The organism is Ochrobactrum soli, from assembly GCF_003664555.1.
GTDB lineage: Bacteria > Pseudomonadota > Alphaproteobacteria > Rhizobiales > Rhizobiaceae > Brucella > Brucella teleogrylli.
This window is the reverse complement of the sequence record NZ_RCHH01000009.1, coordinates 113,098-137,912: the sequence shown is the minus strand read 5'-3', so window position 1 is coordinate 137,912 and position 24,815 is coordinate 113,098. Positions and strand designations below refer to the sequence as shown.

The following is a 24,815-nucleotide window of genomic DNA, read 5'->3' as shown; positions in this document are numbered from 1 at the left end:
AAAAGCCAGCAACTCTCTGTTTTTCAATGACTACTGTGCATTCGCCGAAACGCGAATTTCGTAGATATCGACCGGCTTTCCGGTTCCGGTCAGATCGGAATTGATCGTGATGACACCGGCGCGGCCTGCCTTCTTGTCACCTGCGAAATCCAGATCGAACAGAAAATCGTTGCGCGATTCACCCACGTCATACCGTCTGCGCCCGCAATCGCCAAAGCCTGCGAAATCGCAACTGACAGACATTTGGGTTATCTTGCCGCCATCGGCCTTGGCGATGATATCGAATGTGGCTGTCTTGCCAGCGAGCTGGTCCAGAATGCCTTCGCCAACATCGAAGGTAACCGTATCGCCTTCACCGGAAGATTTCACGCGTGCAAAGCTGCTCGGGCCATCACGCAGGATTTCTGCGGTGGCGCGCCCTTGCACCGACATGCGTGTCGCTTCAGACGGCTGGAAAATGGTAATCCACTTCGCCCCGCCCGGCTCTTCACCATCCTTCAGCGGCGCGCCGCTTCCATCGCTGTGCAGCGGACTGCTGGATGGACCACGGCTCAAATCGATGAAGCTGCTATAAAGCGAATAGCCGATCATGACGGCGACAAACAGCACCAGCGCCGGAATGCCATAGCTGTAGAAGGGCGAATGCCGCTTCTTCTTGCCGCGCTTTTCCTTGCGCGAGACACCGCCTTCATAGCCGAGATCGGCGCTTCCGCCCTTTTTCTTCGTGGATCGGGAACGTATATCGCCGGTATCGAGCGCCGGAGCACTGCCCACAGCAGCACCCAGGACAGGATCATCGCGATGCGGCGCATCCAGCGATGGCTCTGCCTTGTCTTCATTCTGGCGCGGGGCGGAGAATTCCTGCTCGATGCTGGAAATGGCATCCTTCAGCTTCTGGCGGCGCTGTTCTTTTTGGGCGTCGCTCAAAGCAGTGTTGGCCGCGAGCGCGCGCTCATGGGCACCCCATGCGGATTCGTATATACGCTGACGGGTCGCAGGGTTATAAGCATCCGCTTTGGCAAATGCGTTTCTGATAGCGCGTTCTATACTATCCAAAGGCCACTCGTCCCCGTGTTCGCGTTTCCCGCCTGTGCTTATTCCTAAAGTTCCAAACCGACTTTCAGAAAGCGGCTTTTTCCAAGCCTCAGCGAATTTAACGTCTGAATCAAGGCATTTAGCCGTTCAATAACTGATTTGGCTACCTGATAAGACCCGCCTCGTTGCCAAATATCGACTTTCACCGTGCTTTTCCCCGAACCTTTGGTGCCGTCGCCTCACCCTAGCAGATTGAATCTGATGCAGAAACCTCATCCGACATGTGATTCAGCGACCGTTCAAGAGCATGATTTATCGGTCAGTTTCCTAAACTTCGCGGCAAATTCCTAGCCTAGCCATCTTCATGTTTTATCTCAGCTTTGTAACCCACCGGCCTAAATCGAACCGCAAAACCATGGCTGTTGCGACAGAATCATCATCCGAGCATAGAAGCCGAAGCTAAACCGAAGGCCTGACCATTCTTCGCCCGCGCGTTTTGTGCTGGCACCAGAGATGCTTACGCTTGGTTCCAAAACCGAATCTAATTTAATCTTTCGTATTGCCGTTCTGTACAGGCGTGGTAGAGATATTACGTTTACGCAAACGTCAATTTTTGAGGAGAATAATATGGCCTTGCCGGATAGTTTGAAGAACAGATTGCGCATTCCTGTTGTCGGCGCGCCCCTATTCATCATTTCGCATCCGGCGCTTGTGATGGCGCAATGCAAGGCTGGCGTCGTTGGTTCGTTCCCTGCCCTTAACGCGCGCCCTGAAGCGCAGTTGGATGAGTGGCTGGCTGAGATCACCGAAGGCCTCGCCGCTCACGACAAGGCCAATCCGGACCGTCCGGCAGCACCATTCGCGGTCAACCAGATCGTTCACCGTTCCAACAAGCGGCTGGAACATGATCTCGGCCTCTGTGTGAAATACAAAGTGCCGATTGTCATTTCTTCACTCGGCGCAGTGCCCGAGGTGAACGCAGCGATCCATTCCTACGGCGGCATTGTGCTGCACGACGTCATCAATAATCGCCACGCCAATTCGGCCATCCGCAAGGGTGCAGATGGCCTGATCGCTGTCGCAGCCGGTGCGGGCGGCCATGCTGGCCCCCTATCTCCTTTCGCATTGGTGCAGGAAATCCGCGCCTGGTTTGATGGCCCACTGCTTCTTTCCGGTGCCATCGCCAATGGCCGTTCGATTCTGGCTGCGCAGGCCATGGGCGCAGACCTCGCCTATATCGGCTCACCCTTCATCGCGACGACGGAAGCCCGCGCGGTTGATGCCTACAAGCAGATGATTGTCGATTCGACGGCGGCCGATATCGTCTATTCGAACTATTTTACCGGCATCGCAGGCAATTATCTGAAGCCCTCCATCACCCAGTCCGGCCTTGACCCAGACAATCTGCCGGAAGCCGATGCATCGAAGATGGATTTTGATCAGGCGCACAAAGAAGGCGCGAAAGCGTGGAAGGATATCTGGGGCTGCGGACAGGGCATCGGCGCCATTCATGAGGTTGCACCGGCGGCCACGCTGATCGACCGTCTGGAGCGGGAATATAAGGAAGCGCGCAGTCAACTCTGCGCTGGCGCATAAGGCACATTGCCAGCGCGTTTCGAACAGGGCCTCTCCGATGGAAGGCCCTGTTTTCACAAGGTTTGAAACAATCTGACCGTTTTTCGATTTCGGCCTTGCTTTCCGTTCTGCTTTTGGTTATCAGCGCACCGTCCAGACGGAAACGAATGGAATCTCTTAACGGAGTTGGAACGAAGGTTCCCGGGCCGCTTTAGCTCAGTCGGTAGAGCACATCATTCGTAATGATGGGGTCAGGTGTTCGAGTCACCTAAGCGGCACCAGCTATTCAATAAATTAGCTTCCACTAATATTATCAACAAATATTCTGCTCTTCCAGAACGGCGTCGCCTTCTCTACAAAAAACGCTCACTCCATAGCTGAAAGCGCTCTTGTCGCCTCTTTCAGCCGCCGCGCCATTTGAATGGCTTCGGAACGTAATCGAAACACGTTCGTTTACTGAGGCCTTCACCTCAAAGCGACGAGAAACATGGATCAGCTTCAAACCGCGCTTCAAGAGGCGCTAAAGTCCGACAATTTCAACGTTTGGCCACACGTCATCGCCTTGGCAGCCGCATACATTCTGGCGCTGCCGATAGGCTGGCATCGAGAACGAGAAGAACGAAGCGCTGGCCTTCGAACATTTCCGCTCGTGGCAGTGGCCAGCTGCGGCTTTATCCAGGCAACAGAAGGGATTACGACCGACAATCCCGAAGCGCTCGCCCGCATTATTGAGGGCGTCATCACAGGAATGGGCTTTATCGGCGGAGGCGCCATCCTTCGTTTAAGCTCGTCGGTGAAAGGTACCGCCACCGCCGCCAGCCTTTGGGCGACAGGTGCCATTGGCATTGCGTGCGCTGTAAATGCCTTTGACGTTGCAGTTATTGTGATGGCCTTTGCGCTGCTTACGCTCGTTCTTTTCTCGAATGGAAAATCGACCGCCCCACAGGGCGACACCGGGGATGAGCAATAACAACAAGGCCGTCTTCCCGTCATTTTACCTCAGATTTTCACCGCGCAGGGTTCCATGAGGGCGTTCATATAATGTCCGTTCGAGAGAAACAATTTGGCGCCAGCGGTGTTGTAACACCAACCGCGTATAAGCGTGGTGGAACATGCGGGAGCGGACAGTGGCTCAAAACAGCAGGGATCCGGAGGGAAGAATGGCGACCACCTATAAAACATTGAGATGCGGAAACGGCACCTGGTCAGTGGTGGATGGGGCAACCCAGCGCCCCATCACATTCAAAGGTCGGCTGCAAATCGCGTTGACAGAGGATGCCGCCCAAGCTGCCTTTACGATCCTTGAGCGTGTTCAACAAGAAAGAGAGCTACAGGCACAGGACGGGCGGCAGATGTAACGAATGGAGGCCCCTATGATTGAAAACGGATTTGATGTTCGGCGGGAGCACGACGGCACTTGGTCCGTTTTTGATAAGTTCAGCGGTGAAGTTGTTTCAATTGAGGGGCACGTTCAGGCGCGGTTGACTGAGACGGAGGCCAGAGATGCGCTCGATCTGCTCATTCGCAAATATATGGTTCGCCATCACGAAGATGGCAGCGGGCGACTACCCTGAGCGTCATTTTGCAGCAGGAGAGAGACATGAGTGGCGAACTTGAAAAGCAGCTCGAGATTGAAGAACTCGCGAAGCAATTATTTGACCGCGAAAACCCGGATCCTGATCTGGACTGGGATTCAACCGTTGGCAAAATCGTCAGCGGTGCCAGTGTGAGCGGCGGGGTCTCCGACGAAGTGAAAGACAACTACAGAGCAAGAGCTGCGCAGATACTCAGAGATCAGGCAGAGCACAAAGACAGCTAGGTTTACCGAACGATTAATGCTCATTCTGATGACCGACCGGTTGTCCATTACTCTCTGCCATGGTCAAACGGCAAAGGTGCACTAGTTTAGGAACAGCAATCCCATTGGCAATTTGCTGAATTCATCTGAAGCTAAAGCAGAGGAAATCGCTATGCAGCACAGAATTCACGAGAATATGGAAGTGATAGGCGCAGACGGTGTGCATGTCGGAACAGTGGATCGGCTGGAAGGAAACCGGATCAAGCTGAAGAAGTCCGATAATTCCGGACAACACGCCGACCATCATCACTATATCGAGTTGGGCTTCGTAGCCGATATCGAAAGCGACAAGGTCAGGCTTTCGGCAAATGCCGATGTCGCTGTCACGCTTGAGGAAGAAGCCTCAGGCCGCCCGGTCGATCTGTAAACGCGATAACAGGAGAAGCCGGACGAGATGCCCGGCTTCGACCTGATGCTAGCCGCGTGGAAAACGCTGGTTATCCTCCAGCACGTTCAGGTCCATGTGGTTTCGCATATAGCGTTCGGATGCCTTTTGCAGCGGCTGGTAATCCCACGGGTAATAAGCGCCGTTGCGCAGGGCCGGATAGACCACATGGCGGCGGGCCTGGCTTGCGCTAACATTCGCATCGTAGAGTTCGAGGTTCCAGCGCCCAAGTGCCTTGTCCATCAGTTGTTCGAGCATCGCGCGATGCTCCAGGCACTCCGCCAGATTTTGCAGTTCATCCGGGTCGTCATCGAGATTGTACAATTGCGGTGGATCGACATGACAGAGATTGAGCTTCCATGGCCCGTCACGCAGTGAAACCATCGGCGCGACCGTACCTTCAGCCGCATATTCACACGGCACCGCGCCGCGTTCCTTTGCACCCGAAGCGACTTCCAGCAGTGAAACGCCATCCGTCCACGGCATGATACCATTGAGGTCGATGCCGGCCAGATCGGCAAGGGTGGGCAGCACATCAAGCGTTGACGCAGGCGTATTGATAAGGCCCGCAGGCATCTGCGGAGCGGCGATCATCAACGGCACCCGTGCTGAACCTTCGAAGAAGCTCATCTTGAACCACATGCCGCGTTCACCAAGCATATCGCCATGATCCGAGGTGAAGATGACGATCGTATCATCCGCCATGTTACAGCGCTCGATCACGTCCAGGAGGCCGCCGATCTTCTCATCGACGTAGCAAATATTGGCGAAATAAGCCTGTCGCGCCGCCCTGATCTGCTCGCGCGTCAGCTCATAATCCTCAGCCTTGCAGGCACGAAGCAGCCGCTCGCTATGGGGATCGATTTCGCCCTCCGGCAGAGGTCCGATCTTCGGATCGAGTTCCGGTATATCCGCATAGAGGTCGAAGAAGCGCTTGCGCGCAACATAGGGATCGTGCGGGTGAGTGAAGCTGACCGTCAGGCACCACGGACGCTTATCATGACCGCGTGCCAGATCGTAAAGCTTTGCTTCGGCCTGATAGGCAACTTCGTCATCATATTCGAGCTGGTTGGTGATTTCCGCAGAACCGGCCCCGGTGATGGAACCCAGATTGTGATACCACCAGTCGATGCGCTCTCCGGGCTTGCGATAATCGGGCGTCCAGCCAAAATCGGCGGGGTAAATATCCGTCGTCAGGCGCTGCTCGAAGCCGTGCAGCTGATCCGGGCCGACAAAATGCATCTTGCCGGAAAGCGCTGTCTGATAACCGGCATTGCGCAAATGATGCGCATAGGTTGGAATTTCGGACGAGAATTCGGCTGCATTATCATAAACGCCGGTGCGGAACGGCAATTGGCCCGACATCAACGAGGCACGAGCCGGAGCGCAAAGCGGGCTCGCCGTGTAGCAATTGGCAAAACGGGTCGAGCGTTTGGCAAGCTTGCGCAAATGCGGAACATGCAGAAAATCGGCGGGGCCATCCGGAAAGAACGTTCCGTTCAACTGGTCGACCATGAGAATGAGAATATTCGGCTTTTTCATTTGTGCAGAACCATTTGGCAGAAGTGAAACGCGAAATGGCGGGCATCGAAATGCCCGCCTTATAGTCTTTTGCGTCTGACGATCAGAGGCCGATGCTTGCCTTGACGGCAGCAGCACCGGGTTCGCCCTTCAGCGTCGTTACGCCTGCCAGCCACTTGTCGATCTGCTCAGGATTAGCTTTCAGCCATTCCTTCGCAGCCGCAGGGCCTTCCGCACCATCGTCCAGAATCTTGCCCATCAGTTCGTTTTCAATATCGACGGTGAAGGTGAGGTTCTTGAAAAAGGTTGCAGCGTTCGGGCAGTTCGCCGACCAGCCGGTGCGGGCCAGCGTGTAGACTTCGGCGCCACCATAGTTCGGACCGAAATAATCATCGCCGCCCGACAAATATACAATCTTCAGTTTGGTGTTCATCGGATGCGGCGCCCAGGCGAGAAACACCACCCAGCCCTTGTCCTTGTTCTTGCGGTCCACCTGCGCCAGCATGGCCTGCTCGCTGGATTCCACGATCTTCCAGCCGTCGAGCTTGAATTTCGGGTCTTCAATGATCTTCTGGATATTCTGGTTGGCGGGAGCGCCGGGCTCAATACCGTAAATCTCCTTGCCGAATTTATCGCCCTGCGCGGCAAGATCGGCAAAATCCTTGATGCCTTCGCTTGCGACATAATCCGGCACTGCGAGCGTGAACTTCGCACCTTCAAGATTCTTGACGATCACTTCGGCTGCTTTGGCCTTGTCGAGATCGTCGCGGAATTTCTGCTGAGCGGGCATCCAGTTGCCGAGGAAGACGTCGAGATTGCCAGTCTTCAGGGCCTCATAGCCAATCGGCACAGACATCGTCTTCACATCGGGCTTATAGCCAAGCCCCGTCAGCAGCACGCTCGCGATGGAATTGGTCGAGGTGATATCTGTCCAGCCCGGATCGGACAGGCGGATGGTTTCGCATGCAGCCGGATCGGCAGCATAAGCCGTTCCCGCCAGCCCGGTGAACGCCGCAAACGCCAGCGCAGTCGTCTTCAAATAGCGCATCGGTGACCCCTCCTTGATGGATGCATTCCGCATCTCGTACAATCAAAAACCGTTATGGCTTGCATTTCGACTTTCAGGAAAACACCATTTACGCTAAGGAAAAACCCATTCATTTTTTATTGGAGATATAAAGGTTCTTTATGGTTTCTCCATCCTGGGATCTTGGCAGCCTTGGCGTTTTCGAAGCGGTCGGACGTTTGGAAAATCTGACCCTTGCGGCGCGTGAACTCGGCATGACGCAACCTGCCGTCAGCTATCAAATAAAACGCATGGAAGACCTTTTGGGTGTTGCGCTGTTTGCAAGGCGGGCGCGTGGCGTTGAAATTTTGCCCGATGGGCGAATACTTTATGAAGCGGTGCGCGCCGGTCTGGATGGGATAGAAGACGCCGTGCAGCAGATCAGGCGCAGGCAGCGCTCGCCCGGTTTGCGGATCGCAACCGATTACGGCTTTGCCACTTTCTGGCTGATGCCGCGGGTGGCGCAATTCAGGCCGAAACATCCCGAGGTGGATGTGCGGATCACGGCATCCTCCATGCTGCAGCCGCTCGACTATCGCGAGGCAGACATCGCAATCCTTTTTGGCGCGCGCAATGATTTTCCCGAAGGCTCCGTCCCCTTCATCGGCGAAAAGGTGGTGCCGGTCTGCTCGCCCGCTTTTCTCGAAAAATCCGGCGGCTTTCCCTCCGGTAAGGGGCTTGGTGCTGCCTCGCTTCTGCATCTCGACACCTTGCAGGGCGATCGCTGGTTCACCTGGCAATCGTGGCTGAATGCCATCGGCGAGGAGATCGATGACGGCAATTACGGCCTCGTCTTCAATACCTATAATCTGGTGATTGAGGCGGCGATTGCCGATCAGGGCGTCGCGCTTGGCTGGGCCGGGCTGATTGATGGCGCAGTGCAACGCGGGCAACTCGTCCACGCCTGCGACCGATCGCTAACGAGCGAAAACGGCTATTGGCTGGTTTTCAATCCCGATATTTCCGACACGGCGCGGGCGCTTGCCATGGAACTGATCGAGACACCCGACAACGGCTGATGCGGCGGCAAGCGCTATTCCACCAAGCCGACAATCGGGCCAAAACCGCCATGCCAGGATATGTCGTTGCGGCCCATAGCGGGATCATAAATGCCTGTCCCGTTTCCACCATCGAGAAACAGCGCATTCGGGCATTTCAAATGGTCGCGAAACATGCGCGCGAAATCATGAAAATTCACCGGGTCTTCGCTGATGGCTAAGCGCACAGCGCCATTTTCGCAAACACCGACGCCGCTGCGGCGTGTGCGGTCCGTCGAGCCGGCAATAAAGGCCCGGTGCAATTTGTTGCGGATGACCAGCATGGGGCCTGACTGGGTGGCAAAACTGACCTTTGGCCGGCGTTTCAAAAACGTGTCGGTCGGAAGAATTCCCGCCGCCTTGTCGTCCCAGAAGAAAACACCATTCGGCCTCTTGTAGAAATTTGGCACAGGACCACCTGCACTTTCGCCTTTCTGCCTGTTGGCGGGGCGCAGTTGCTGTCCGTTCTCAATATAAAGGCCTATCGGCGCAAAATCCTGCCCGTACATTCCGGCATTCAACGCGAAAACCAGTCTGCGGCCATCGTCGCTGACGGCCTTGGCAGCGCTGGAGAATGTCCGATAGGGCTTGTCGTCGGCCCCTTTCCAGAACAGCCGCAGCCCGGCGACACCGTTTTCCGGCTTGCAGATGATATATTTCGTATTCTCGAAACTATCCGCCTCGCAAATGCCGGGCTTGCCCGGTTCCTGTGCCTGAGCAGGACAGGACATCGCCGCCACGAGCATCATGGCCACAGTGGATAATCCGCGCTTCAGATAGATCGCCAATGCCGTTGCTTCTTTCTTCATCTCGCCACTATGCAGGAAATTGGGAGATTCGAAGAAGCCTTGTTATCAAGCGATCTCCGATGCCTCGTTTCGTGCCGCCTTGCGGGTCGCATAGATGAAAGCTGCGGCGAAAGTCATTGAAAGCAAAAGCACAATTGTGGGTGCCGGAGCGCTGTCGATGAAGAACGACAGATAAACGCCGATGAACGAACCCGCCGCCGCGATGACCGCAGCCAGAACCAGCATGGTGCTGAACTTACGCGTCAGGAGAAATGCAATGGCCCCCGGCGCGATCAGCATCGCGATGGCAAGGATGATACCGACAGCCTGCAACGCACCCACAATCGTCAGCGAGATGAGGCTCAGCAGGCCGTAATGCAGGAGATTGACCCGAAGGCCCACCGCCCTCGCCTGCGCGGGATCGAAGGCATGCAAAAGGAAGTCTTTCCATTTTACGCCGATGATCGCGGAGGTGAACAGCGCAATCAGCCCTGCCTGTCCAATATCGAACCACGAAACGCCCAGCATATCGCCGAACAAAATATGGTCGAGATGCACATCCGGCCTGACCTTGACATAGAGCACCAGTCCCAGCCCGAACATGCCGGAAAACACCACGCCCATGACTGTATCCTGCTTTATGCGGCTGTTATCCTTCAAAAAGCCGGTCGCGATGGCGCAAAACATGCCCGCAACGAAAGCGCCGACCGCATAGGGAAAGCCCACGACATAGGCGATCACCACGCCGGGAAACACTGCGTGGCTGATTGCATCGCCCATCAGCGACCAACCTTTTAGAACGAGAAAGCAGGATAACAGCGCCATGGGAACAGCGACAGTGGCGGAAATCACCAGCGCATTGACCATGAATGGAAATTCGAATGGCGAAAGAAGCGTGTCGATAATGTTCACTGCGACGCCTCCATGGCCTGTGTTCTGGCGGCGCGGCGTCGGCTGGCAATCATGCCATGCTTGGGTGCGAAGAAAAATGCGCTCAGGAAAATCGCCGTCTGCAACACGACAATGATGCCACCCGTCGCGCCATCGAGAAAATAACTCGCATAGGCGCCGACGAAACTGGTGGCAGCGCCGATTATCACGGCGATGACCAGCAGTCGCGGAAACCGATCCGTCAGCAGATAGGCCGTGGCTCCCGGTGTCACCACCATGCAGATGACGAGGAACGCGCCTACCGTCTGGAGCGCCGCCACCGTCGATGCCGAGAGAAGCGTGAAGAACATGATCTTCAGCGCGGTCGGATTAAGGCCAATTGAACGTGCGTGGGTCTCGTCGAAGAATGTGACCATGAGGTCTTTCCATTTGACGAGCAGAAGGGCGAGCGACACGAAGCCGATAATCCCGAGCTGCAGCTTGTCGCCAGGCGTAATCGCCAGAATATTGCCGAGCACGATGGTCTGGATGTTTACCGAGGTCGGCGAGATCGACACCATGAACAAGCCGAGACCGAAAAAGCCTGAGAAGATAAGGCCGATAATGGCGTCTTCCTTCAACTTGGTTCGCTGGTTCAAAAACAGCATGGCGCCTGCCGCCAGCCCGCCGGAAAAGAAGGCGCCAATGGAAAACGGCAGCCCCAGCATATAGGCTCCAGCGACGCCGGGAACGATGGAATGGGACAGGGCATCGCCGATCAGCGACCAGCCCTTCAGCATCAGATAACAGGACAGGAAAGCGCAGACGCCGCCGACCAGCGCCGACACCCACATCGCATCCAGCATATAGCTATAGGTGAATGGCTGCAGGAGTGTTTCCATCATTCCTGCCCTCCTTCTCCATCGCCACTGTTGCGAATGGCAGTCTTGCCGCCCTGCAAGATCAGCGGGCGTTCATCGTCGCTGATAACGCCTATCGAGGCGGAAGCCTCGCCTTGCGGTCCGTTCAATACGAAATGCCGCAGAACGCCACCAAAGGTCTTTTCCAGATTTTTTTGGGTGAATGTCTCAGCCGTCATCCCATAGGCCAGCACCGTGCCTTTTATCAGGATGGTGCGGTCGCAGAACTCCGGCACGGAACCCAAATTATGCGTTGAGACCAGCATCACGCGGCCTTCATCGCGCAACTCGCGCAACAGCGAGATGATCTGCTCTTCCGTCTTGACGTCGACCCCCGTAAACGGCTCGTCCAGCAGGATCACGCGACCGTCCTGCGCCAGCGCACGGGCAAGGAAAACGCGCTTCTTCTGCCCGCCCGAAAGCTCGCCGATCTGCCGCTTGCGAAACTCGCTCATATTGACGCGGGCAAGCGCATTGGCCACCGCTTCATGATCAGCAGCCTTTGGTCTCCGCATCATGCCCATATGGCCATAGCGGCCCATCATCACCACGTCCTCAACCAGAACCGGAAAATTCCAGTCCACCTCTTCCGATTGCGGCACATAGGCGACGAGGTTCTTGCGCAAGGCTTCGTCAACCGTCATGCCCAGCACCCGGATCGAGCCGCGCGCAAGACGCACAAACCCCATGATCGCCTTGAACAAGGTGGATTTGCCTGACCCATTGACGCCGACAAGAGCGGCAATTGTGCCGGTCGGGATGCGAAAACTCGCGTCGCGCAAGGCAGTCAGACCGTTGCGATAAGTGACGGTAGCGCCATCGACGGAAATGCCGCCATCTTCAGAACCGGAACCGAAATGGCTCTGCCAGTCGGGTTGAGCATTCATCGGATATCTCTTTCATCAGGATCGAATGCGTGCCCGCCACGATGGCGGGCACCAGATTTGTAGGGATCAGGACGGATCAGCCAGTCCCTTGACGATTGTGTCGGAGGTGACGCGCAAGAGGTCGATATAGGTCGGCACCGGGCCGTCCTTGTCGGTCAGGGAATCCACGTAAAGCACGCCGCCATAGCGGGCCCCGGTTTCGCGGGCCACCTGCTCGGCTGGCGCTGGCGAAATCGTGCTTTCGGAAAAGACAACGGTAATGCCGTTCTTGCGCACGGCATCGATGACCTTGCGCACCTGCTGCGGCGTGCCTTGCTGGTCCGCATTGATCGGCCACAGATAAAGCTCTTTCAGACCGAAATCGCGCGCGAGATAGGAAAACGCCCCTTCGCTCGAAACGAGCCAACGCTTGTCCTCGGGAACAGCGGCGAGTTTCGCCTTGATCGGCTCGATTGCAGCGCGGATCTTCTGCTTATAGGCGTCTGCATTTGCCGTGTAGGTGGCGGCATTCGCCGGATCATATTTGACGAAAGCATCGCGGATATTATCGACATAGATCAGCGCGGCGGTTGGCGACATCCAGGCATGAGGGTTAGGCTTGCCGCTATACGGTCCCTCCGTAATGCCCATCGGAGCGACGCCGTCAGACACCACAACGCTCGGCACGTCCTTCAGGTGGCGAAAGAACTTTTCGAACCAGAGTTCGAGGTTAAGCCCGTTCCATAGAACAAGCTGCGCACCTTGCGCCCGCTTTATGTCACCGGGTGTCGGCTGATAATTATGGATTTCCGCGCCCGGCTTGGTGATCGATTCAACGATTGCCGCATCGCCCGCCACGTTGCGCGCAATGTCGGCAATGACGGTGAAGGTCGTGACCGCCTTGAATTTCTCCTGTGCGCCAGCCGGAGCTATTGCAAACATCGCGGTCAATATTGCCGCCAATGCTGCTCCGGTCGCTGCCTTCAGGAAAGTTCGTCTCACCTTGTTCAGCATTTCGCATCCTTCTGCTATTAAGACTTATTTGCAACTGATAATTGGACTGTCCACCGCAGTTCGAACCGGCCTGCAATTTTGGGTTTAGCCCTGTTGACTGCTTATATTCTGCAATTGCAAATTATTTGCAATAAGAAATTGCAAAAATGCCGAATTTCATCACGGGCCTGGTTGGATTCGGCGCTTGCAAATCATGGAAAATACGACTGAGGGAATACTGCGGCGCAGGCCACAGAGCCGCGATAATTATTTAAAATCAATAATCTAAACCAATTACCTCATAAAACAGGACTGCCGGCGATTACATCACCGGCAGTCCTTCAATATCGTGACCTACCATTTCACGCGGAAGCCGACCGTTCCCTTATAGGCGTAGCTGTCGCCGAAATTGGCCAGACTGGTGTTGATCGAACCTTCGCCATAGAGCGAATATTTATCGTTGTTCCAGTTATAGCTGCCACCGAGACCGATACCGCCCCAGAAGCGATCATTGCGACTGGTAAAGCTGGCGCCCGAAACGTCAACTTTCGTCCCATCCAGAAACTCGTAGTAAAGATTGGCAATACCGTACACATAGGTCCGGTCGATCAACCCCCTGTCATTGTACCACGAATTCTGGCGGTCGAGGCTCAAGCCGAGACGGCCTTGCAGGCTGTCACCCCGGTTGAGACTGACTTCAGCATCGAAGACATCATTGAAGCTGTCGAAATCGAAATTCGAATAAACCAGTTGCGCCTGCGGCGTCACCGACCATTGCTCGTTCAGCATGATGCGCTTGCCGCTTTCGAGCGACAGGGCATAACCGAAGCCGTTATTACCGCTGATCAGGTCGAAACCCGCGAGCGTGGACTCCAGATCGCTATCATACCACGTTGCCTGCGCCTGACCGTCGAGATAGAAGCCGTTCTCACCATACCAGGTCAGCGTGCCCCCGAAACCGTAACCATCGGTCGATATTTCACCGTCGCCATAGATCGAGCGCGTCCTGGCCTTGCCGTGCACGTAATGCACGGTCAGCCCGCCGATCAGCTTGCCGTTTTCATTCTCGACGAAAAGACCATCAAGCCCTGCCTGCATGCGGAACGTATTGAAATCGTAATCCGTGCGGGAGGTGGAGAAGCGCGGCGCCATGCTGGTATGCACGCCTTCGACACGCCCCCAGATCCCGTTGTTTTCGATCAGGACACCTGCCTCCTGCGGCGACGCATAAGGCGAGCCGACCGGGTCTGCCCCCTCGGCAACCATGATATTGCCGGCATGGCTCCAGTAGCGGTTGCCCACGCGCTGCTGCAAGGTTGGAAGACCGTTCAGGCCGAGCAGCAATTGCGGATAGGCTTCATAGACAGGAACGCCCGGCTGGTAGAGTGGCAATTCCTCGCCCGGCTCTTCTGGCTCCGGCTCCGGGTTGCCCGGTTCGGGTTCTGGTTCCACCGCACTCACTGTCGAGCGGAGATACCAGTCGCCATCGTTCGGCGTCGAAACACCGCCCTTGTAAAGCCGATAAGCATAGGCCCCGCCGACGACCGCAGGGTCGCCCTCGAACTCGTAATCGCCCAGAAGCGTAAACGAACCATCCGAAGCGCCATCGACGCTGATGATCCTGATGCCTTCGGTCGTCACGGCGCCAGTCCCGTTGACATTGACGACATCGACCAGCGTGCTGCCTGCGGTGTCGCCGGTCACAACCAGCATATCGGTTGCGGAACTGTCATTACCCAAGGTCGTGTTGAGGCGCAGTTCGCCATCCGAACCGATATAGTTTCCGTTGATGGTGAGCCTGTCGCCGACTGAAGTGCCACCGGCGTCCAGATCGATCAGGCCTGCATTGGTCACGCCGACGGCCGTCCCCGCCACACTCGGCGAGATGGCATAGCTTCCCCCGCTGGCGACAACCGAGCTGGTGCTGTCGATGGTCAATGTGCCGGTTTCCGTCGCCGAGTCACCCAATGTCAGGTCGCCGCCCATGGTGAGCTGCGAGCCGGACAGCAGGGAGATGCTTTCCCAATTGATGAAACGCTCCGGCTGTGCAGTCTGCACATTGGTCAGCGTGAGCGCGTCCGTGCCGAGACCGCCATCAAGGAGCGTGGTCGGCTGCACAGTCGTTTTGGTCAGATTCGTTAGATTGGCAACGTCATCGCCGTCATTGAGATGAATTTCACCGGCAATCGTCCCGGCGCCGGTCCAGTTCAGCGTGTCGACCCCGGCTCCCGTCAGCACGTCGCCCGTTATGGTACCGCCCGTCACGTTGATGGTGTTGACACCACCCGCCAGACTGATCGCCGTGCCATTGCCGCCGGTAATGATACCGGCGTTGCTCACGGTATAGCGGCTGCCGGCGCCGAGAACACCGGTGGCCAAAGTGCTGGTGATCACGCCCGTTTCGGTGTTCGTTAGGACTGTGCCGCCTAGCATATAGACGCCATTACCGCCATCGCCGGTGGCCGAAATCGTGCCGGAGTTGACGACGGTTTCATTGACGCCCGCCAGGACGCCATAGGCATTCAGGCCGCTGACGCTGACTGTGCCCGTATTGGTCAGAAACCCGAAGCCGCCCAACGAGCGCATACCATGCGCCGTCTGGCCGGACGTCTCAATCGTACCGTTATTGGCCAGTTCCCCCATATACTGCTTCGACATGCCGAAGCCGTTCAGCGAGGTCGTCGTGATGGTTCCGTTGTTGACGGCATTGGCGTAATCGTCGAGCAAAACGCCGGAACCCAGCGCATCGATGATCGTGCCCGCACCGATCGTCACAGTGATGTAGTCTTGTCCCGTGGTCGCGATAACGCCATAAGTGAAAGGGTTGGGCGCAGTCGCATCGCAGGTAATGGTTTCGCCCTCATCCGGCTGGCCTTCCGCCGTGCTGGAACCGGTGATCGCTATTGCGCGCGTGACATTGAAGCACGCTGCTTCGGCAATATCCGGAAAGGCTGTTCCGGCGAGTGCCATCAATCCCGCAAGCGCCAGCGATGGAAAAGCCCGGCTCAATACGCCTTGCACAGTCACGGATTTCATATGGTTAGCGAGAGTACGGTCATATTTCCAACTGGCCATCCGGAAACTCCAACGAGAACGAACATCTCTAGGACTGTGCATGTACGAAAGAGCGGAAAAGCCCGAGAACAAATATCACCCAAAATGAATTGCTACAGAATACAGCAAGTCATTCTGGTGTAACGATATCCGCCGTTGAAAAGAAACACGCCCCTCAACGCGCAAATCAGTTCTTTCTAATTAAGAGAATTATTTCGAACCATTCGCCTGTCAAGGGCGCTCGCAGCAGATTTGACGCATAGGTCAATCATAGATTGTGAAACGTTGCCTGATTGCATCGGCAAGTGCTAAAATTCCCTCACTGAAAAAAATAAGACCCGCTGCACAAACCCAATTGTGCAGCGGGCCCATAGAAACTCTTGGCTCTGACAATGCGTTCAGCGCATTCAGAAAATCCGCCTATTCCTTCACCGCTCCGGTCATCGACGACACGTAGTAGTCAACGAAGAACGAATAGAGGATCACCACCGGCAGCGAACCGAACAGCGCCCCCGCCATCAGCGCGCCCCATTCGAAAATATCGCCACGCACCAGTTCGGTCAGCACGCCCACGGGAACAGTCTTGTTCTCGGAAGACTGAATGAATGTCAGCGCATAGATGAATTCGTTCCAGGAAAGCGTGAAGGCGAAGATGCCTGCCGAAATCAACCCCGGCACGGCCAGCGGCAGGATGATCTTGAGCAGAATCTGCCACCGGTTGGCGCCATCCACCAGAGCACTTTCCTCAAGCTCGAAGGGTATTGAGCGAAAATAACCCATCAGCAGCCATGTACAGAAAGGAATGAGGAAGGTGGGATAGGTGAAGATCAGCGCCAGACGTGAATCATAGATGCCGAGCTTGAAGACGATGAACGCCAGCGGAATGAACAGGATCGACGGTGGCACCAGATAGGCCAGAAAGATGAACAGGCCAACCGAGCGCGAGCCGGTGAAGCGGATGCGTTCAATCGCATAAGCGCCCAACACGGAAGCAATCAGCGACAGGAAAGTCGAAGCCGTCGCCACCAGCATCGTGTTCCACAACCAGCCCGGATAGGAGGTCTCGAACAGCAGATATTTGATATGGTCAAGCGTCGGCCCCACCACCCAGAAGGGGCTGAAATTGTCATAATCCGTCAGCTGCGAGTTCGGTTTTACGGCGGTGATCGCCATCCAGTAAAACGGAAACAGCAGCACGAAGACGAACAGCGCTATGGGTATGTAGATCGTCACCACCCGCCGCGGCAGGCGATTGAGATAGGACATGCCCTGGCTGTCGTCCTTCAAAGCGGCTTCATTGGAAGGTGCCTTGGAATTCATGGTCATCTCCATTGTCAGTCGCTTCCGCCCTGCTGCCATTTGCGACGCTGCAAGCCGAAGAAAGAAAACATGATGGCGGCAAGGAGGAACGGGATCATCGCGACCGCAATCGCAGCACCCTCACCCAATTGGCCGCCGGGAATGGCGCGCTGGAAAGACAGGGTCGCCATCAGGTGGGTTGCGTTGACCGGGCCGCCCTTGGTCAGAACGTAGATCAACTGGAAATCCGTGAAGGTGAACAACACGGAGAACGTCATCACCACCGCGATGATCGGCGTCAGCATCGGCAATGTCACATGCCGGAACCGCTGCCAGCTTGAGGCACCATCCAGCGATGCTGCTTCCTGCAATGAGGCGGGAATGGTCTGCAAGCCAGCGAGAAGCGAAATCGCCACGAAAGGAATGCCGCGCCAGACATTGGCTGCAATCACCGAAAGACGCGCATTGGTTGGATCGCCAAGGAAATTGATGGGTTGATCGATGAGGCCCATTTTGATCAGCGACCACGAAATGATCGAGAACTGGGAATCGTAGATCCACCAGAATGCCAGTGCTGAAAGCACGGTCGGCACCACCCATGGCAACAGCACGATGGCGCGGAAGAACGATTTGCACGGCAGGTTTTCGTTCAACAGCAGCGCGAGCCAGAGGCCGAGACCGAATTTCAACACCGACGCCACGGTTGTGTAGAGTACGGTGTTGAACACCGACAGCCAGAAGACACTGTCATCCCACAGAAACTCGTAATTTTCCAAGCCGATGAAAATGCCATCGCGGCCAATCTTCGTGTCGGTAAAGCCGAGCCAGACGCCGAGACCAAGCGGATAGGTCAGGAAGCAGACCAGAAAAACCGCTGCGGGCAGCATGAACAGAAAGCCCAGCATGTTGTGATTATTCGCAAGGCGAGACATGAAAGGCCGTTTTATCGCACCGGGATCGCCGGATACTCCGGCTCCGGGTGAATTGGTCATCGTCATGGATACAAATCTCCAGAACCCAAAAAGAAACGAGGCGCGAAGTTAGGCTTCGCGCCTCCGCTCCAGCGACTAGACGCGATAATAGCGGTTGGCGCGTTTTTCGGCGCTCGCCACAGCTTCTTCCGGCGTGGAAGCACCGGTAACGGCGGAGGCGAACATGTCGACCAGAACATAGTCGGCCATGACGGCTGCCGAAGCATAGCCGAGCGGACCGGCATAGCCGTTCGGACGCAGCGTTTCCGAAGCGCGGGCATAAGGCGTATGGATCGGATTTGCCTTCCACACCGGATTATCCGCGAAAGCCTTGAGCGGCTGGCAGCAATAGGCGCTGGAACCTTCAAGCCAGGCGTTCATCTGATCGGCTTCCATCATGAATTTGATGTAGGCCTTGGCTGCTTCCGGATATTTCGAATGCTTGAACAGCAGAAGCGAGCTGGTCTGGTGCAGTTCTACGCTCTTGCCGACCGGGCCAATGGGGAAGTTCGTGCTGCGCATGTCAGCGGCGAATTCGCTAAGTTTCGGATCATTCTTCGCCGCATAGTAGATGGAAACGCCATTGGCCGTCAGCGACACCTGACCGGCGAGGAACGCACGGTTGTTGTTGATGTCGAGCCAGCTTTCCGTGCCCGGAATGAAGGTCGCATAAAGCTCCTTGGCATAGTTGATGGCGGCAATGGTTTCCGGCGAGTTGATCGTCACCTTGCCGCTTTCATCAACCATCTGCGCACCATGGCTCCAGAGCAGCCAATGCGCATAGTTGTTGCCGTCACCGACAGCCTTGCCATGCGGGAAGCCAGCAGGTGTTCCCTTGGCTTTCATGGCCTTGCAAAGCTCAAGGAAGCCCTTGGTGTCCTGCGGGAATTCGCTGAAGCCAGCCGCTTTCATATGGCTGTCGCGATAGACAATCGCGTTGCCGATTGCTGTCAGCGGCATGGCGATGAACTTGCCTTCGCGGGTCGCATAACCCTTGAGGCCGTCATAGAAACCGCCATATTTCCCGTCGAGATAAGTGCCAAGCTCCGTCAGATCGACCAACTTGTCAGGATACTGGTGGGCATCGTCGAACCAGCACATCACGATATCGGGGCCAGAGCCCACATTGGCGGCAACCGCAGCCTTTGGACGAATATCTTCCCAGCTTTCCTTGTCGATGCGCACTTCCACGCCGGTGGCTTCGGTAAACTTCTTGGTGTTGGCGAGCCAGCTTTCCTCATCGCCCTTCACAAAAGGCGTCCAGCGCAACACGCGCAGGCTGGCGCCCGCTTCCGGCTTATAATCCGGTTCGGCTGCAAAAGACGGACGGATGCCGAGGCCCGACAAACCCGCCGCGCCAACAAGACTTGCCGTTCCTGTCAGGAATGTTCTTCTTCTGATAGTCATTATGCTCCTCCTCCAAAAATGGGACTTGGTTACGCCGTGTTCACTGTCCCTGCAGGCGAAAACGGCTATCTGGTGAAATGCACTTTCCCAGAAAAGACACGGCCTCCGGCTCTCCCCTCCTTCAGCGTGCCTTGTATAAATTCATCCAATAAGGCGCATGCCGCTCTCTTCGTCGAAGAGGTGAACATTGCCGGGGTCGATAGAAATATTGATCGCCTCGCCGGGGCGCACATCGACGCGTTCGCGGAAAACACAGGTGACTTCCGTGCCGCCGAAATTCACGACCATCTGCGTTTCATAGCCGGTCGGTTCGATCACCACCACGGGCGCGGCCAGACCCGCACCGTCAAGCCGGATATATTCCGGGCGCAGACCGTAAACGAGGTCTCGCCCCACAGCCTGCGGATAGCTGCGCGACAGGGGCAGCCTCGTGCCATCGGTAGCCACGAACACCTGCGGGTTTTGCGGATCAAGCTTGCCCTTGATCATGTTCATAGCCGGAGAACCGATAAAGCCCGCCACAAACAGATTGTTGGGATTGTCATAGAGTTCCAGCGGCGAACCCACCTGCTCAACAATGCCGTCATGCATGACGACGATCTTGTCGGCCATGGTCATGGCTTCGATCTGGTCGTGCGTCACATAAACGGTCGTCGTTTTCAGGCGGTGATGCAGTTCCTTGATCTCGGCGCGCATCGCAACGCGCAGCTTGGCGTCGAGATTGGACAAAGGCTCATCGAACAGGAAAACCTGCGGATCGCGAACAATGGCGCGTCCCATAGCCACGCGCTGGCGCTGACCACCGGAAAGCTGGCGCGGATAGCGGTCGAGCAGATTGGTTAGGCCCAGAATGCCAGCGGCATAATTCACACGCTTGTCGATTTCCGCCTGCGGCGCTGAATTCAGCATCAGCGAGAACGCCATGTTCTTGGCGACCGTCATATGCGGATAGAGCGCATAATTCTGGAACACCATGGCGATATCGCGTTCCTTGGGCGGCAGGTTGTTGACCGGCCTGCCGCCGATGCGAATTTCGCCGCCGGAAATATTCTCCAGTCCAGCCAGCATGCGCAGCAGGGTCGATTTTCCGCAGCCCGAAGGGCCGACGAGAATGACGAACTCGCCATCTTCAATATCGATATTAACGCCTTTGATGACGGGGAAATTGCCGAAAGACTTTTTCACTTCGGCGAATTGAACAGTGGCCATGCATCTCCTCCCAGACTGCATTCTGTATTTTCAGAAGATGTGAATGTCGGCTCCTCACTTCCGACGCTCAGATCTTTCGCGAATATTCTCCTTGCTTTGCATGCTCTCCGCGCCGAATTCCTCTTTCGGTGCGCATTCCCGTTTTTATTTAACCACGGCCCACAAAGGGCATCTTGGTTGCCATGACGGTCATGGTCAGCACATTGGCGTCGAGCGGCAAGCTTGCCATATAGACAACCGCATTGGCGACATGTGCAGGATCAATGGTCGGCTCTGCCGCCATGGTTCCATTCGCCTGAATGACGCCGGTCGAAATCTTCTGCGTCATATCGCTGGCGGCATTGCCGATATCGATCTGGCCGCAGGCAATATCGAAATTGCGCCCGTCGAGGGCGGTCGATTTGGTCAGCCCGGCAATGGCATGTTTCGTCGCCGTATAAGGCGCTGAATTGGGGCGCGGCGTGGTGGCGGAAATGGACCCATTATTGATGATGCGCCCGCCGCGCGGGCTTTGCGCCTTCATTACGCGGAAAGCCTGCTGCGTACACAGAAAAGCGCCTGTGAGATTGGCGCCGACAATCGCGCTCCAGTCTTCGAACGTCACCTCTTCAAGCGGCACACCCGGAACGAGAACGCCCGCATTGTTGACCAGAAGGTCGAGCCGTCCGAACTTTTCAACAATCGCATCAAACAGTTTGCGAACGGCGACCGGGTCGCCCACATCAGCTGCGATTGAGTGAAAGCTTCCCCCCGTTTGCGAAGCAAGATCGGATGCTGCCTTTTCCAGCACATCGATGCGACGACCGGAAATCACGACGTTATAACCTTGTGCTCCGAGGGCCTTGGCGATAGCGCGGCCCACACCTGTACCGCCGCCGGTGACAAGCGCAATGGCCCCACTTTTCGCACCCGTTGCCTCACTCATCCCAGCAATCCTCCGTGTTGCGGCCCCGGCCTCAGAGCGCGTTTTCAATTTGAATTTTCTATTGAAGCAAGATCCTGACGATCCTCGAAACCCGGAGGGCGGATATGCTTCGGCCTGAATGCATTATCGAATTTCAATAGTGGGTCGATGCTGCGCAGCTGATAGTCAGGCGCGCTTATTGCGTATGCCGTCAATTCCCTGCCGGGACCGTTTCACCCTTAACTGGTAAGGTGAACGGACCACTTGTCCATTGTTGGCCGGTCGAAGGCCGCGAGTCAATCTCGTTTTGCCGCAATTCCGAAACATTAGCTAAAGAGATTGTGCGAGCCGTTGCCCTCATCGCGAAGCCTTCATCCCGACCAGCCATGACAGCCCGGCATCGGTCGTCGTTTTCGGGCGATATTCGGCACCGAGCGGCCTTTCATAGCCGAGAGCATCAAGCAACTGTACAATATGCCGGTAATCCAGTTCGCCGTGGTCGGGCTCGGCTCTATCCGGCACTGCCGCAATCTGGACATGCCCGATATGCGGCTGCAACGCTTCCAGCCGTTTGCTGATATCGCCTTCCATGATTTGAAGATGGTAGCAATCGAACATCAGCTTCAGATTGCTTGCCGCCACTTCTTGAATGATTGCAATGGCTTGTTCTGATGTCTTCAGAAAATATCCCGGCGCATCACGATGATTGAGCGGCTCGATCAGGATCGTTATGCCGTGGGTGGCGGCCAGTTCGCAGGCATATGTAAGATTTGCAATGAATGTGCGATGCGCCGCTTCGCCTTCTGCTTTTCCGGCCATCACATGGATATTCAGGGCACCGATGGCGACCGCATAATCCACAGCCTGACGAATCGCTGCCTGCGCCTCATCTTCCCGTCCGGCAAGCGCTGCCAGACCATTCTCGCCAGCCTCGACATTGCCGCGAATTGTATTGAGGCCAAGCATCGTCAATTCGGTATCGCGCAAGGCGGCAGCGACATCGCCAGGCTCGAATTTATAGGGCCAATGGCATTCCACAGCATCGAAACCGGCGGCCTTTGCAGCGCGGATGGCGTCAGGCAGCGGCAATTCTTGCCAGAGAAAGCCGAGATTGGCTGAAAAACGCGCCATATCAATCCCACTCCACATCAAATTTATCGACGATCTGGCGGATTTGCGCCTCCGTCAGCATGTTCGGTTTCAAACCGCGCGTGAGCATGGCGAGCTTCGCGGTTTCCTCAAGCTCTTCAACGGCATAGACCGCCGCTTCCAGATCCTTGGCGGCAACGACCGGACCGTGATTAGCCAGCATTACGGCGCTTCGCTTGCCTGCCAGACCACGAATCGCATCGCCCATCGCGGGATCGCCGGGGATGAAATAGGGCAGCAGCTTTACCTTACCGAGTTTCATAATCGAATAGGCGGTCAGCGGCGGGAGCATATTGTCCGGGTCCACATCCGGCAGCATGGACAGCGCGACGGAATGGCAGGAATGCAGATGCACCACAGCGCCCGTTTTGGCTGCCCGCGTTTCGTAAAATGCAGCGTGCAGCGGCATTTCCTTGGTCGGCTTGTCGCCGCCGACAAATTTGCCTTCGCTGTCGAACAAGGCCAGCCTTGCCGGATCGAGATTGCCGAAAGAACTGCCGGTCGGGGTGACGAGCAACCGCCCGTCTGACAAGCGGGCTGAAATATTGCCCGACGAACCGCCGGTGAGCCCTCGGTCGAACATGGATTTCGCCATCAGGCATATGCTTTCGCGTAGCCGCGCTTCTTCGCTCATACTGCCCCCAGCTTGCGCAGCGCCGTTTCAAAAAAGCTCTCGGAACCGAAATTACCTGATTTGAGCGCCAGCGCCGCTGTCTCGCCCTTGATCGTGGCAAAGGTCCACGGAACGCCGGGGGTGATTTCCCTGCCGACCATCACGCGCGAGACGCCAAGCGCCTGCGCCACTGCGCCGGATGTTTCACCACCCGCCACCACGAAACGGCGAATGCCAAGACTGAAAGCCTCGCGCGCCAGAGCGGCAAGAGCCTCTTCGACAATCTGCCCTGCCCGCTCCACGCCAAGCTTTTCCTGCGCCGCACGAACCGATGCGGGTTCTGCGCTGGCATAGATCAGCTTCGGTTCATTCAATGAGCGCTGCCGGAGCCACGCGAAAGCCTCGCCAGCGCCATGTTCCGCCAGTTCCAGCGGGTCGAGCCGGTAGCTCGCGGCTCTTTGCGCATAATGCGCAACCTGTTTGAGTGTCATCGCCGAACAACTGCCGGAAAGCACGATTTGGCCTTCACCAACGGCAGGCTCCTGCGCCTCTTGCCTGTCTTGCTGCAACTGCCCTGCCTCAGCCAACAGACGCGGCAATGGCATGGCAAGCGCGCTACCCCCGGTGAGCAAGGGCAGATTAAGCGTAGCCTCGGCAATGGTTCCAAGGTCCTCATCGGCGACCGCATCAACGATGACATGTGCCACACCCTGGCTAGCCAGTTCCGCGAGCCGCGCTTTCAGGGCATCGGCACCGCGTGCCACAATGAGGCGATTGGCCAATCCGACCTTGCCTTTGACCTGCGGTTGCAGCAAACGCACCAGGCTGGAATCCTGCATCGGTGTCAGCGGATGATCCTTCATCGGGCTTTCATCCAGCGGCTGTTCACCGACGAAAAGATGCCCCATGAAAATGCTGCGACCGTTTTCAGGAAAAGCCGGACAATAGATCGTCTGCGACGTGCCAATATCGGCCATCAGAGCTTCCGCGACCGGCCCTATATTGCCTGCGGCAGTGCTGTCGAATGTCGAGCAATATTTCCAGTAGAACCGCTGCGCACCTGCTGCTTTCAGCCACGCATATGCTGCGCGCACCTGAGCCACGGCCTCATCAACGGGAATTGTCCGGCATTTCAGCGCGATGATTTCGAATGGTGCGGTCGTTTCCGCCGCGTCAGTTTCACTGGGCAATCCGAAGCGCAGCGAAACCGGATAGCCGCTGCGGGCCAATAGCCCGGCAAGGTCCGTGGCTCCGGTGAAGTCATCGGCAATGGCGCCCAATACGATAGCCATCAA

24 protein-coding genes and 1 tRNA gene are annotated in these 24,815 nt (G+C 56.4%); 8 read left to right on the top strand and 17 right to left on the bottom strand.

All coding sequences use genetic code 11. The features are described 5' to 3' along the window. Positions 1-30: 30 nt before the first annotated feature. Positions 31-1,056 carry a hypothetical protein gene (locus tag D8666_RS16340; RefSeq protein WP_109367574.1) on the bottom strand — a complete coding sequence of 342 codons (1,026 nt, stop codon included), beginning with the start codon at positions 1,054-1,056 and terminating at the stop codon, positions 31-33. A gap of 606 nt (positions 1,057-1,662) precedes the next feature. On the opposite strand from D8666_RS16340, the gene D8666_RS16335 reads away from it, so the two are divergent. The 7 genes from D8666_RS16335 (at position 1,663) to D8666_RS16305 (ending at position 4,835) form a co-directional block, all read left to right on the top strand. Then, positions 1,663-2,631: an NAD(P)H-dependent flavin oxidoreductase gene (locus D8666_RS16335; protein ID WP_109367575.1), complete on the top strand. Its 969-nt coding sequence runs from the start codon at positions 1,663-1,665 to the stop codon at positions 2,629-2,631. Between the two features lie 184 nt (positions 2,632-2,815). Further along, a tRNA-Thr gene (locus D8666_RS16330) sits at positions 2,816-2,891 on the top strand. A gap of 206 nt (positions 2,892-3,097) precedes the next feature. After that, on the top strand, positions 3,098-3,580 hold the full coding sequence (locus D8666_RS16325) for an MgtC/SapB family protein (RefSeq protein ID WP_109367617.1): 483 nt from the start codon (positions 3,098-3,100) through the stop codon (positions 3,578-3,580). A 190-nt stretch (positions 3,581-3,770) separates the two neighbouring features. After that, the gene (locus D8666_RS16320; RefSeq protein WP_109367618.1) at positions 3,771-3,968 is read left to right on the top strand and encodes a hypothetical protein; all 198 of its coding nucleotides are present in this window, start codon (positions 3,771-3,773) and stop codon (positions 3,966-3,968) included. Between the two features lie 15 nt (positions 3,969-3,983). Further along, the gene (locus tag D8666_RS16315) at positions 3,984-4,184 is read left to right on the top strand and encodes a hypothetical protein (RefSeq protein WP_235858981.1); all 201 of its coding nucleotides are present in this window, start codon (positions 3,984-3,986) and stop codon (positions 4,182-4,184) included. Between the two features lie 26 nt (positions 4,185-4,210). Then, a complete protein-coding gene (locus D8666_RS16310) occupies positions 4,211-4,429 on the top strand; it encodes a hypothetical protein (RefSeq protein WP_121538779.1) in 219 nt (72 codons plus the stop codon). A gap of 151 nt (positions 4,430-4,580) precedes the next feature. Then, positions 4,581-4,835 (top strand): DUF2171 domain-containing protein, encoded by a 255-nt coding sequence (locus tag D8666_RS16305; protein ID WP_109367621.1) that lies wholly within the window; start codon positions 4,581-4,583, stop codon positions 4,833-4,835. Positions 4,836-4,883: 48 nt separating this feature from the next. On the opposite strand, the gene betC is transcribed toward D8666_RS16305, so the two are convergent. After that, the gene (betC, locus tag D8666_RS16300) at positions 4,884-6,395 is read right to left on the bottom strand and encodes a choline-sulfatase (RefSeq protein ID WP_121538777.1); all 1,512 of its coding nucleotides are present in this window, start codon (positions 6,393-6,395) and stop codon (positions 4,884-4,886) included. Positions 6,396-6,477: 82 nt separating this feature from the next. After that, on the bottom strand, positions 6,478-7,422 hold the full coding sequence (gene choX / locus D8666_RS16295) for a choline ABC transporter substrate-binding protein (RefSeq protein ID WP_109367623.1): 945 nt from the start codon (positions 7,420-7,422) through the stop codon (positions 6,478-6,480). 140 nt (positions 7,423-7,562) lie between these two features. Here choX and D8666_RS16290 point away from each other — a divergent pair, with 140 nt between their 5' ends. Then, positions 7,563-8,459, top strand: coding sequence for a LysR substrate-binding domain-containing protein (locus tag D8666_RS16290; RefSeq protein ID WP_121538775.1), 897 nt, complete (start codon positions 7,563-7,565; stop codon positions 8,457-8,459). 14 nt (positions 8,460-8,473) lie between these two features. Here D8666_RS16290 and D8666_RS16285 read toward each other — a convergent pair whose 3' ends face one another. The 14 genes from D8666_RS16285 to otnK all read right to left on the bottom strand — a co-directional run bounded on the left by D8666_RS16285 (position 8,474) and on the right by otnK (position 24,812). Further along, a complete protein-coding gene (locus D8666_RS16285; protein WP_181376048.1) occupies positions 8,474-9,286 on the bottom strand; it encodes a phosphodiester glycosidase family protein in 813 nt (270 codons plus the stop codon). A 45-nt stretch (positions 9,287-9,331) separates the two neighbouring features. Next, complete coding sequence (locus D8666_RS16280) at positions 9,332-10,177, bottom strand: metal ABC transporter permease (RefSeq protein WP_109367625.1); 846 nt, start codon at positions 10,175-10,177, stop codon at positions 9,332-9,334. Beyond that, a complete protein-coding gene (locus tag D8666_RS16275) occupies positions 10,174-11,040 on the bottom strand; it encodes a metal ABC transporter permease (RefSeq protein ID WP_109367626.1) in 867 nt (288 codons plus the stop codon). Before D8666_RS16275 ends, D8666_RS16280 begins: the two co-directional genes overlap by 4 nt. Beyond that, positions 11,037-11,942 carry a manganese/iron ABC transporter ATP-binding protein gene (locus D8666_RS16270; protein ID WP_109367627.1) on the bottom strand — a complete coding sequence of 302 codons (906 nt, stop codon included), beginning with the start codon at positions 11,940-11,942 and terminating at the stop codon, positions 11,037-11,039. Before D8666_RS16270 ends, D8666_RS16275 begins: the two co-directional genes overlap by 4 nt. Before the next feature lie 66 nt (positions 11,943-12,008). Continuing rightward, positions 12,009-12,935, bottom strand: a complete 927-nt coding sequence (locus D8666_RS16265) for a metal ABC transporter substrate-binding protein (RefSeq protein ID WP_109367628.1) — start codon at positions 12,933-12,935, stop codon at positions 12,009-12,011. A 333-nt stretch (positions 12,936-13,268) separates the two neighbouring features. Further along, entirely contained in the window at positions 13,269-15,989 is a 2,721-nt protein-coding gene (locus D8666_RS16260) for an autotransporter family protein (protein WP_235858980.1), read from the bottom strand. Between the two features lie 399 nt (positions 15,990-16,388). Next, complete coding sequence (locus tag D8666_RS16255) at positions 16,389-17,294, bottom strand: carbohydrate ABC transporter permease (RefSeq protein ID WP_171319087.1); 906 nt, start codon at positions 17,292-17,294, stop codon at positions 16,389-16,391. Between the two features lie 8 nt (positions 17,295-17,302). Continuing rightward, on the bottom strand, positions 17,303-18,265 hold the full coding sequence (locus D8666_RS16250) for a carbohydrate ABC transporter permease (protein ID WP_371830832.1): 963 nt from the start codon (positions 18,263-18,265) through the stop codon (positions 17,303-17,305). 69 nt (positions 18,266-18,334) lie between these two features. After that, positions 18,335-19,645, bottom strand: coding sequence for an ABC transporter substrate-binding protein (locus D8666_RS16245; RefSeq protein ID WP_109367629.1), 1,311 nt, complete (start codon positions 19,643-19,645; stop codon positions 18,335-18,337). 141 nt (positions 19,646-19,786) lie between these two features. Next, positions 19,787-20,854 (bottom strand): ABC transporter ATP-binding protein, encoded by a 1,068-nt coding sequence (locus tag D8666_RS16240; protein ID WP_121538773.1) that lies wholly within the window; start codon positions 20,852-20,854, stop codon positions 19,787-19,789. 148 nt (positions 20,855-21,002) lie between these two features. Further along, a complete protein-coding gene (locus D8666_RS16235) occupies positions 21,003-21,779 on the bottom strand; it encodes an SDR family oxidoreductase (protein WP_121538771.1) in 777 nt (258 codons plus the stop codon). Positions 21,780-22,115: 336 nt separating this feature from the next. Next, positions 22,116-22,889: a hydroxypyruvate isomerase family protein gene (locus tag D8666_RS16230; RefSeq protein WP_121538769.1), complete on the bottom strand. Its 774-nt coding sequence runs from the start codon at positions 22,887-22,889 to the stop codon at positions 22,116-22,118. A gap of 1 nt (position 22,890) precedes the next feature. Further along, positions 22,891-23,541, bottom strand: coding sequence for a 3-oxo-tetronate 4-phosphate decarboxylase (otnC, locus tag D8666_RS16225; protein ID WP_109367633.1), 651 nt, complete (start codon positions 23,539-23,541; stop codon positions 22,891-22,893). Continuing rightward, entirely contained in the window at positions 23,538-24,812 is a 1,275-nt protein-coding gene (otnK, locus tag D8666_RS16220; protein WP_121538767.1) for a 3-oxo-tetronate kinase, read from the bottom strand. The genes otnC and otnK overlap by 4 nt, the downstream gene beginning before the upstream one ends. Between the last annotated feature and the right edge of the window lie 3 nt (positions 24,813-24,815).

What these genes read in the sequence shown, in the direction of transcription:
- D8666_RS16315 (WP_235858981.1), top strand. Translation starts at nt 3,984, where the DNA reads ATGATTGAAAACGGATTTGATGTTCGGCGGGAGCACGACGGCACTTGG.
- choX (WP_109367623.1), bottom strand. Translation starts at nt 7,422, where the DNA reads ATGCGCTATTTGAAGACGACTGCGCTGGCGTTTGCGGCGTTCACCGGG.
- otnC (WP_109367633.1), bottom strand. Translation starts at nt 23,541, where the DNA reads ATGAGCGAAGAAGCGCGGCTACGCGAAAGCATATGCCTGATGGCGAAA.
- D8666_RS16335 (WP_109367575.1), top strand. Translation starts at nt 1,663, where the DNA reads ATGGCCTTGCCGGATAGTTTGAAGAACAGATTGCGCATTCCTGTTGTC.
- D8666_RS16320 (WP_109367618.1), top strand. Translation starts at nt 3,771, where the DNA reads ATGGCGACCACCTATAAAACATTGAGATGCGGAAACGGCACCTGGTCA.
- D8666_RS16240 (WP_121538773.1), bottom strand. Translation starts at nt 20,854, where the DNA reads ATGGCCACTGTTCAATTCGCCGAAGTGAAAAAGTCTTTCGGCAATTTC.
- D8666_RS16310 (WP_121538779.1), top strand. Translation starts at nt 4,211, where the DNA reads ATGAGTGGCGAACTTGAAAAGCAGCTCGAGATTGAAGAACTCGCGAAG.
- D8666_RS16325 (WP_109367617.1), top strand. Translation starts at nt 3,098, where the DNA reads ATGGATCAGCTTCAAACCGCGCTTCAAGAGGCGCTAAAGTCCGACAAT.
- D8666_RS16255 (WP_171319087.1), bottom strand. Translation starts at nt 17,294, where the DNA reads ATGACCATGAATTCCAAGGCACCTTCCAATGAAGCCGCTTTGAAGGAC.
- D8666_RS16305 (WP_109367621.1), top strand. Translation starts at nt 4,581, where the DNA reads ATGCAGCACAGAATTCACGAGAATATGGAAGTGATAGGCGCAGACGGT.
- D8666_RS16230 (WP_121538769.1), bottom strand. Translation starts at nt 22,889, where the DNA reads ATGGCGCGTTTTTCAGCCAATCTCGGCTTTCTCTGGCAAGAATTGCCG.
- betC (WP_121538777.1), bottom strand. Translation starts at nt 6,395, where the DNA reads ATGAAAAAGCCGAATATTCTCATTCTCATGGTCGACCAGTTGAACGGA.
- D8666_RS16245 (WP_109367629.1), bottom strand. Translation starts at nt 19,645, where the DNA reads ATGACTATCAGAAGAAGAACATTCCTGACAGGAACGGCAAGTCTTGTT.
- D8666_RS16275 (WP_109367626.1), bottom strand. Translation starts at nt 11,040, where the DNA reads ATGATGGAAACACTCCTGCAGCCATTCACCTATAGCTATATGCTGGAT.
- D8666_RS16290 (WP_121538775.1), top strand. Translation starts at nt 7,563, where the DNA reads ATGGTTTCTCCATCCTGGGATCTTGGCAGCCTTGGCGTTTTCGAAGCG.
- D8666_RS16235 (WP_121538771.1), bottom strand. Translation starts at nt 21,779, where the DNA reads ATGAGTGAGGCAACGGGTGCGAAAAGTGGGGCCATTGCGCTTGTCACC.
- D8666_RS16270 (WP_109367627.1), bottom strand. Translation starts at nt 11,942, where the DNA reads ATGAATGCTCAACCCGACTGGCAGAGCCATTTCGGTTCCGGTTCTGAA.
- D8666_RS16265 (WP_109367628.1), bottom strand. Translation starts at nt 12,935, where the DNA reads ATGCTGAACAAGGTGAGACGAACTTTCCTGAAGGCAGCGACCGGAGCA.
- D8666_RS16250 (WP_371830832.1), bottom strand. Translation starts at nt 18,265, where the DNA reads ATGACGATGACCAATTCACCCGGAGCCGGAGTATCCGGCGATCCCGGT.
- otnK (WP_121538767.1), bottom strand. Translation starts at nt 24,812, where the DNA reads ATGGCTATCGTATTGGGCGCCATTGCCGATGACTTCACCGGAGCCACG.
- D8666_RS16285 (WP_181376048.1), bottom strand. Translation starts at nt 9,286, where the DNA reads ATGAAGAAAGAAGCAACGGCATTGGCGATCTATCTGAAGCGCGGATTA.
- D8666_RS16260 (WP_235858980.1), bottom strand. Translation starts at nt 15,989, where the DNA reads ATGGCCAGTTGGAAATATGACCGTACTCTCGCTAACCATATGAAATCC.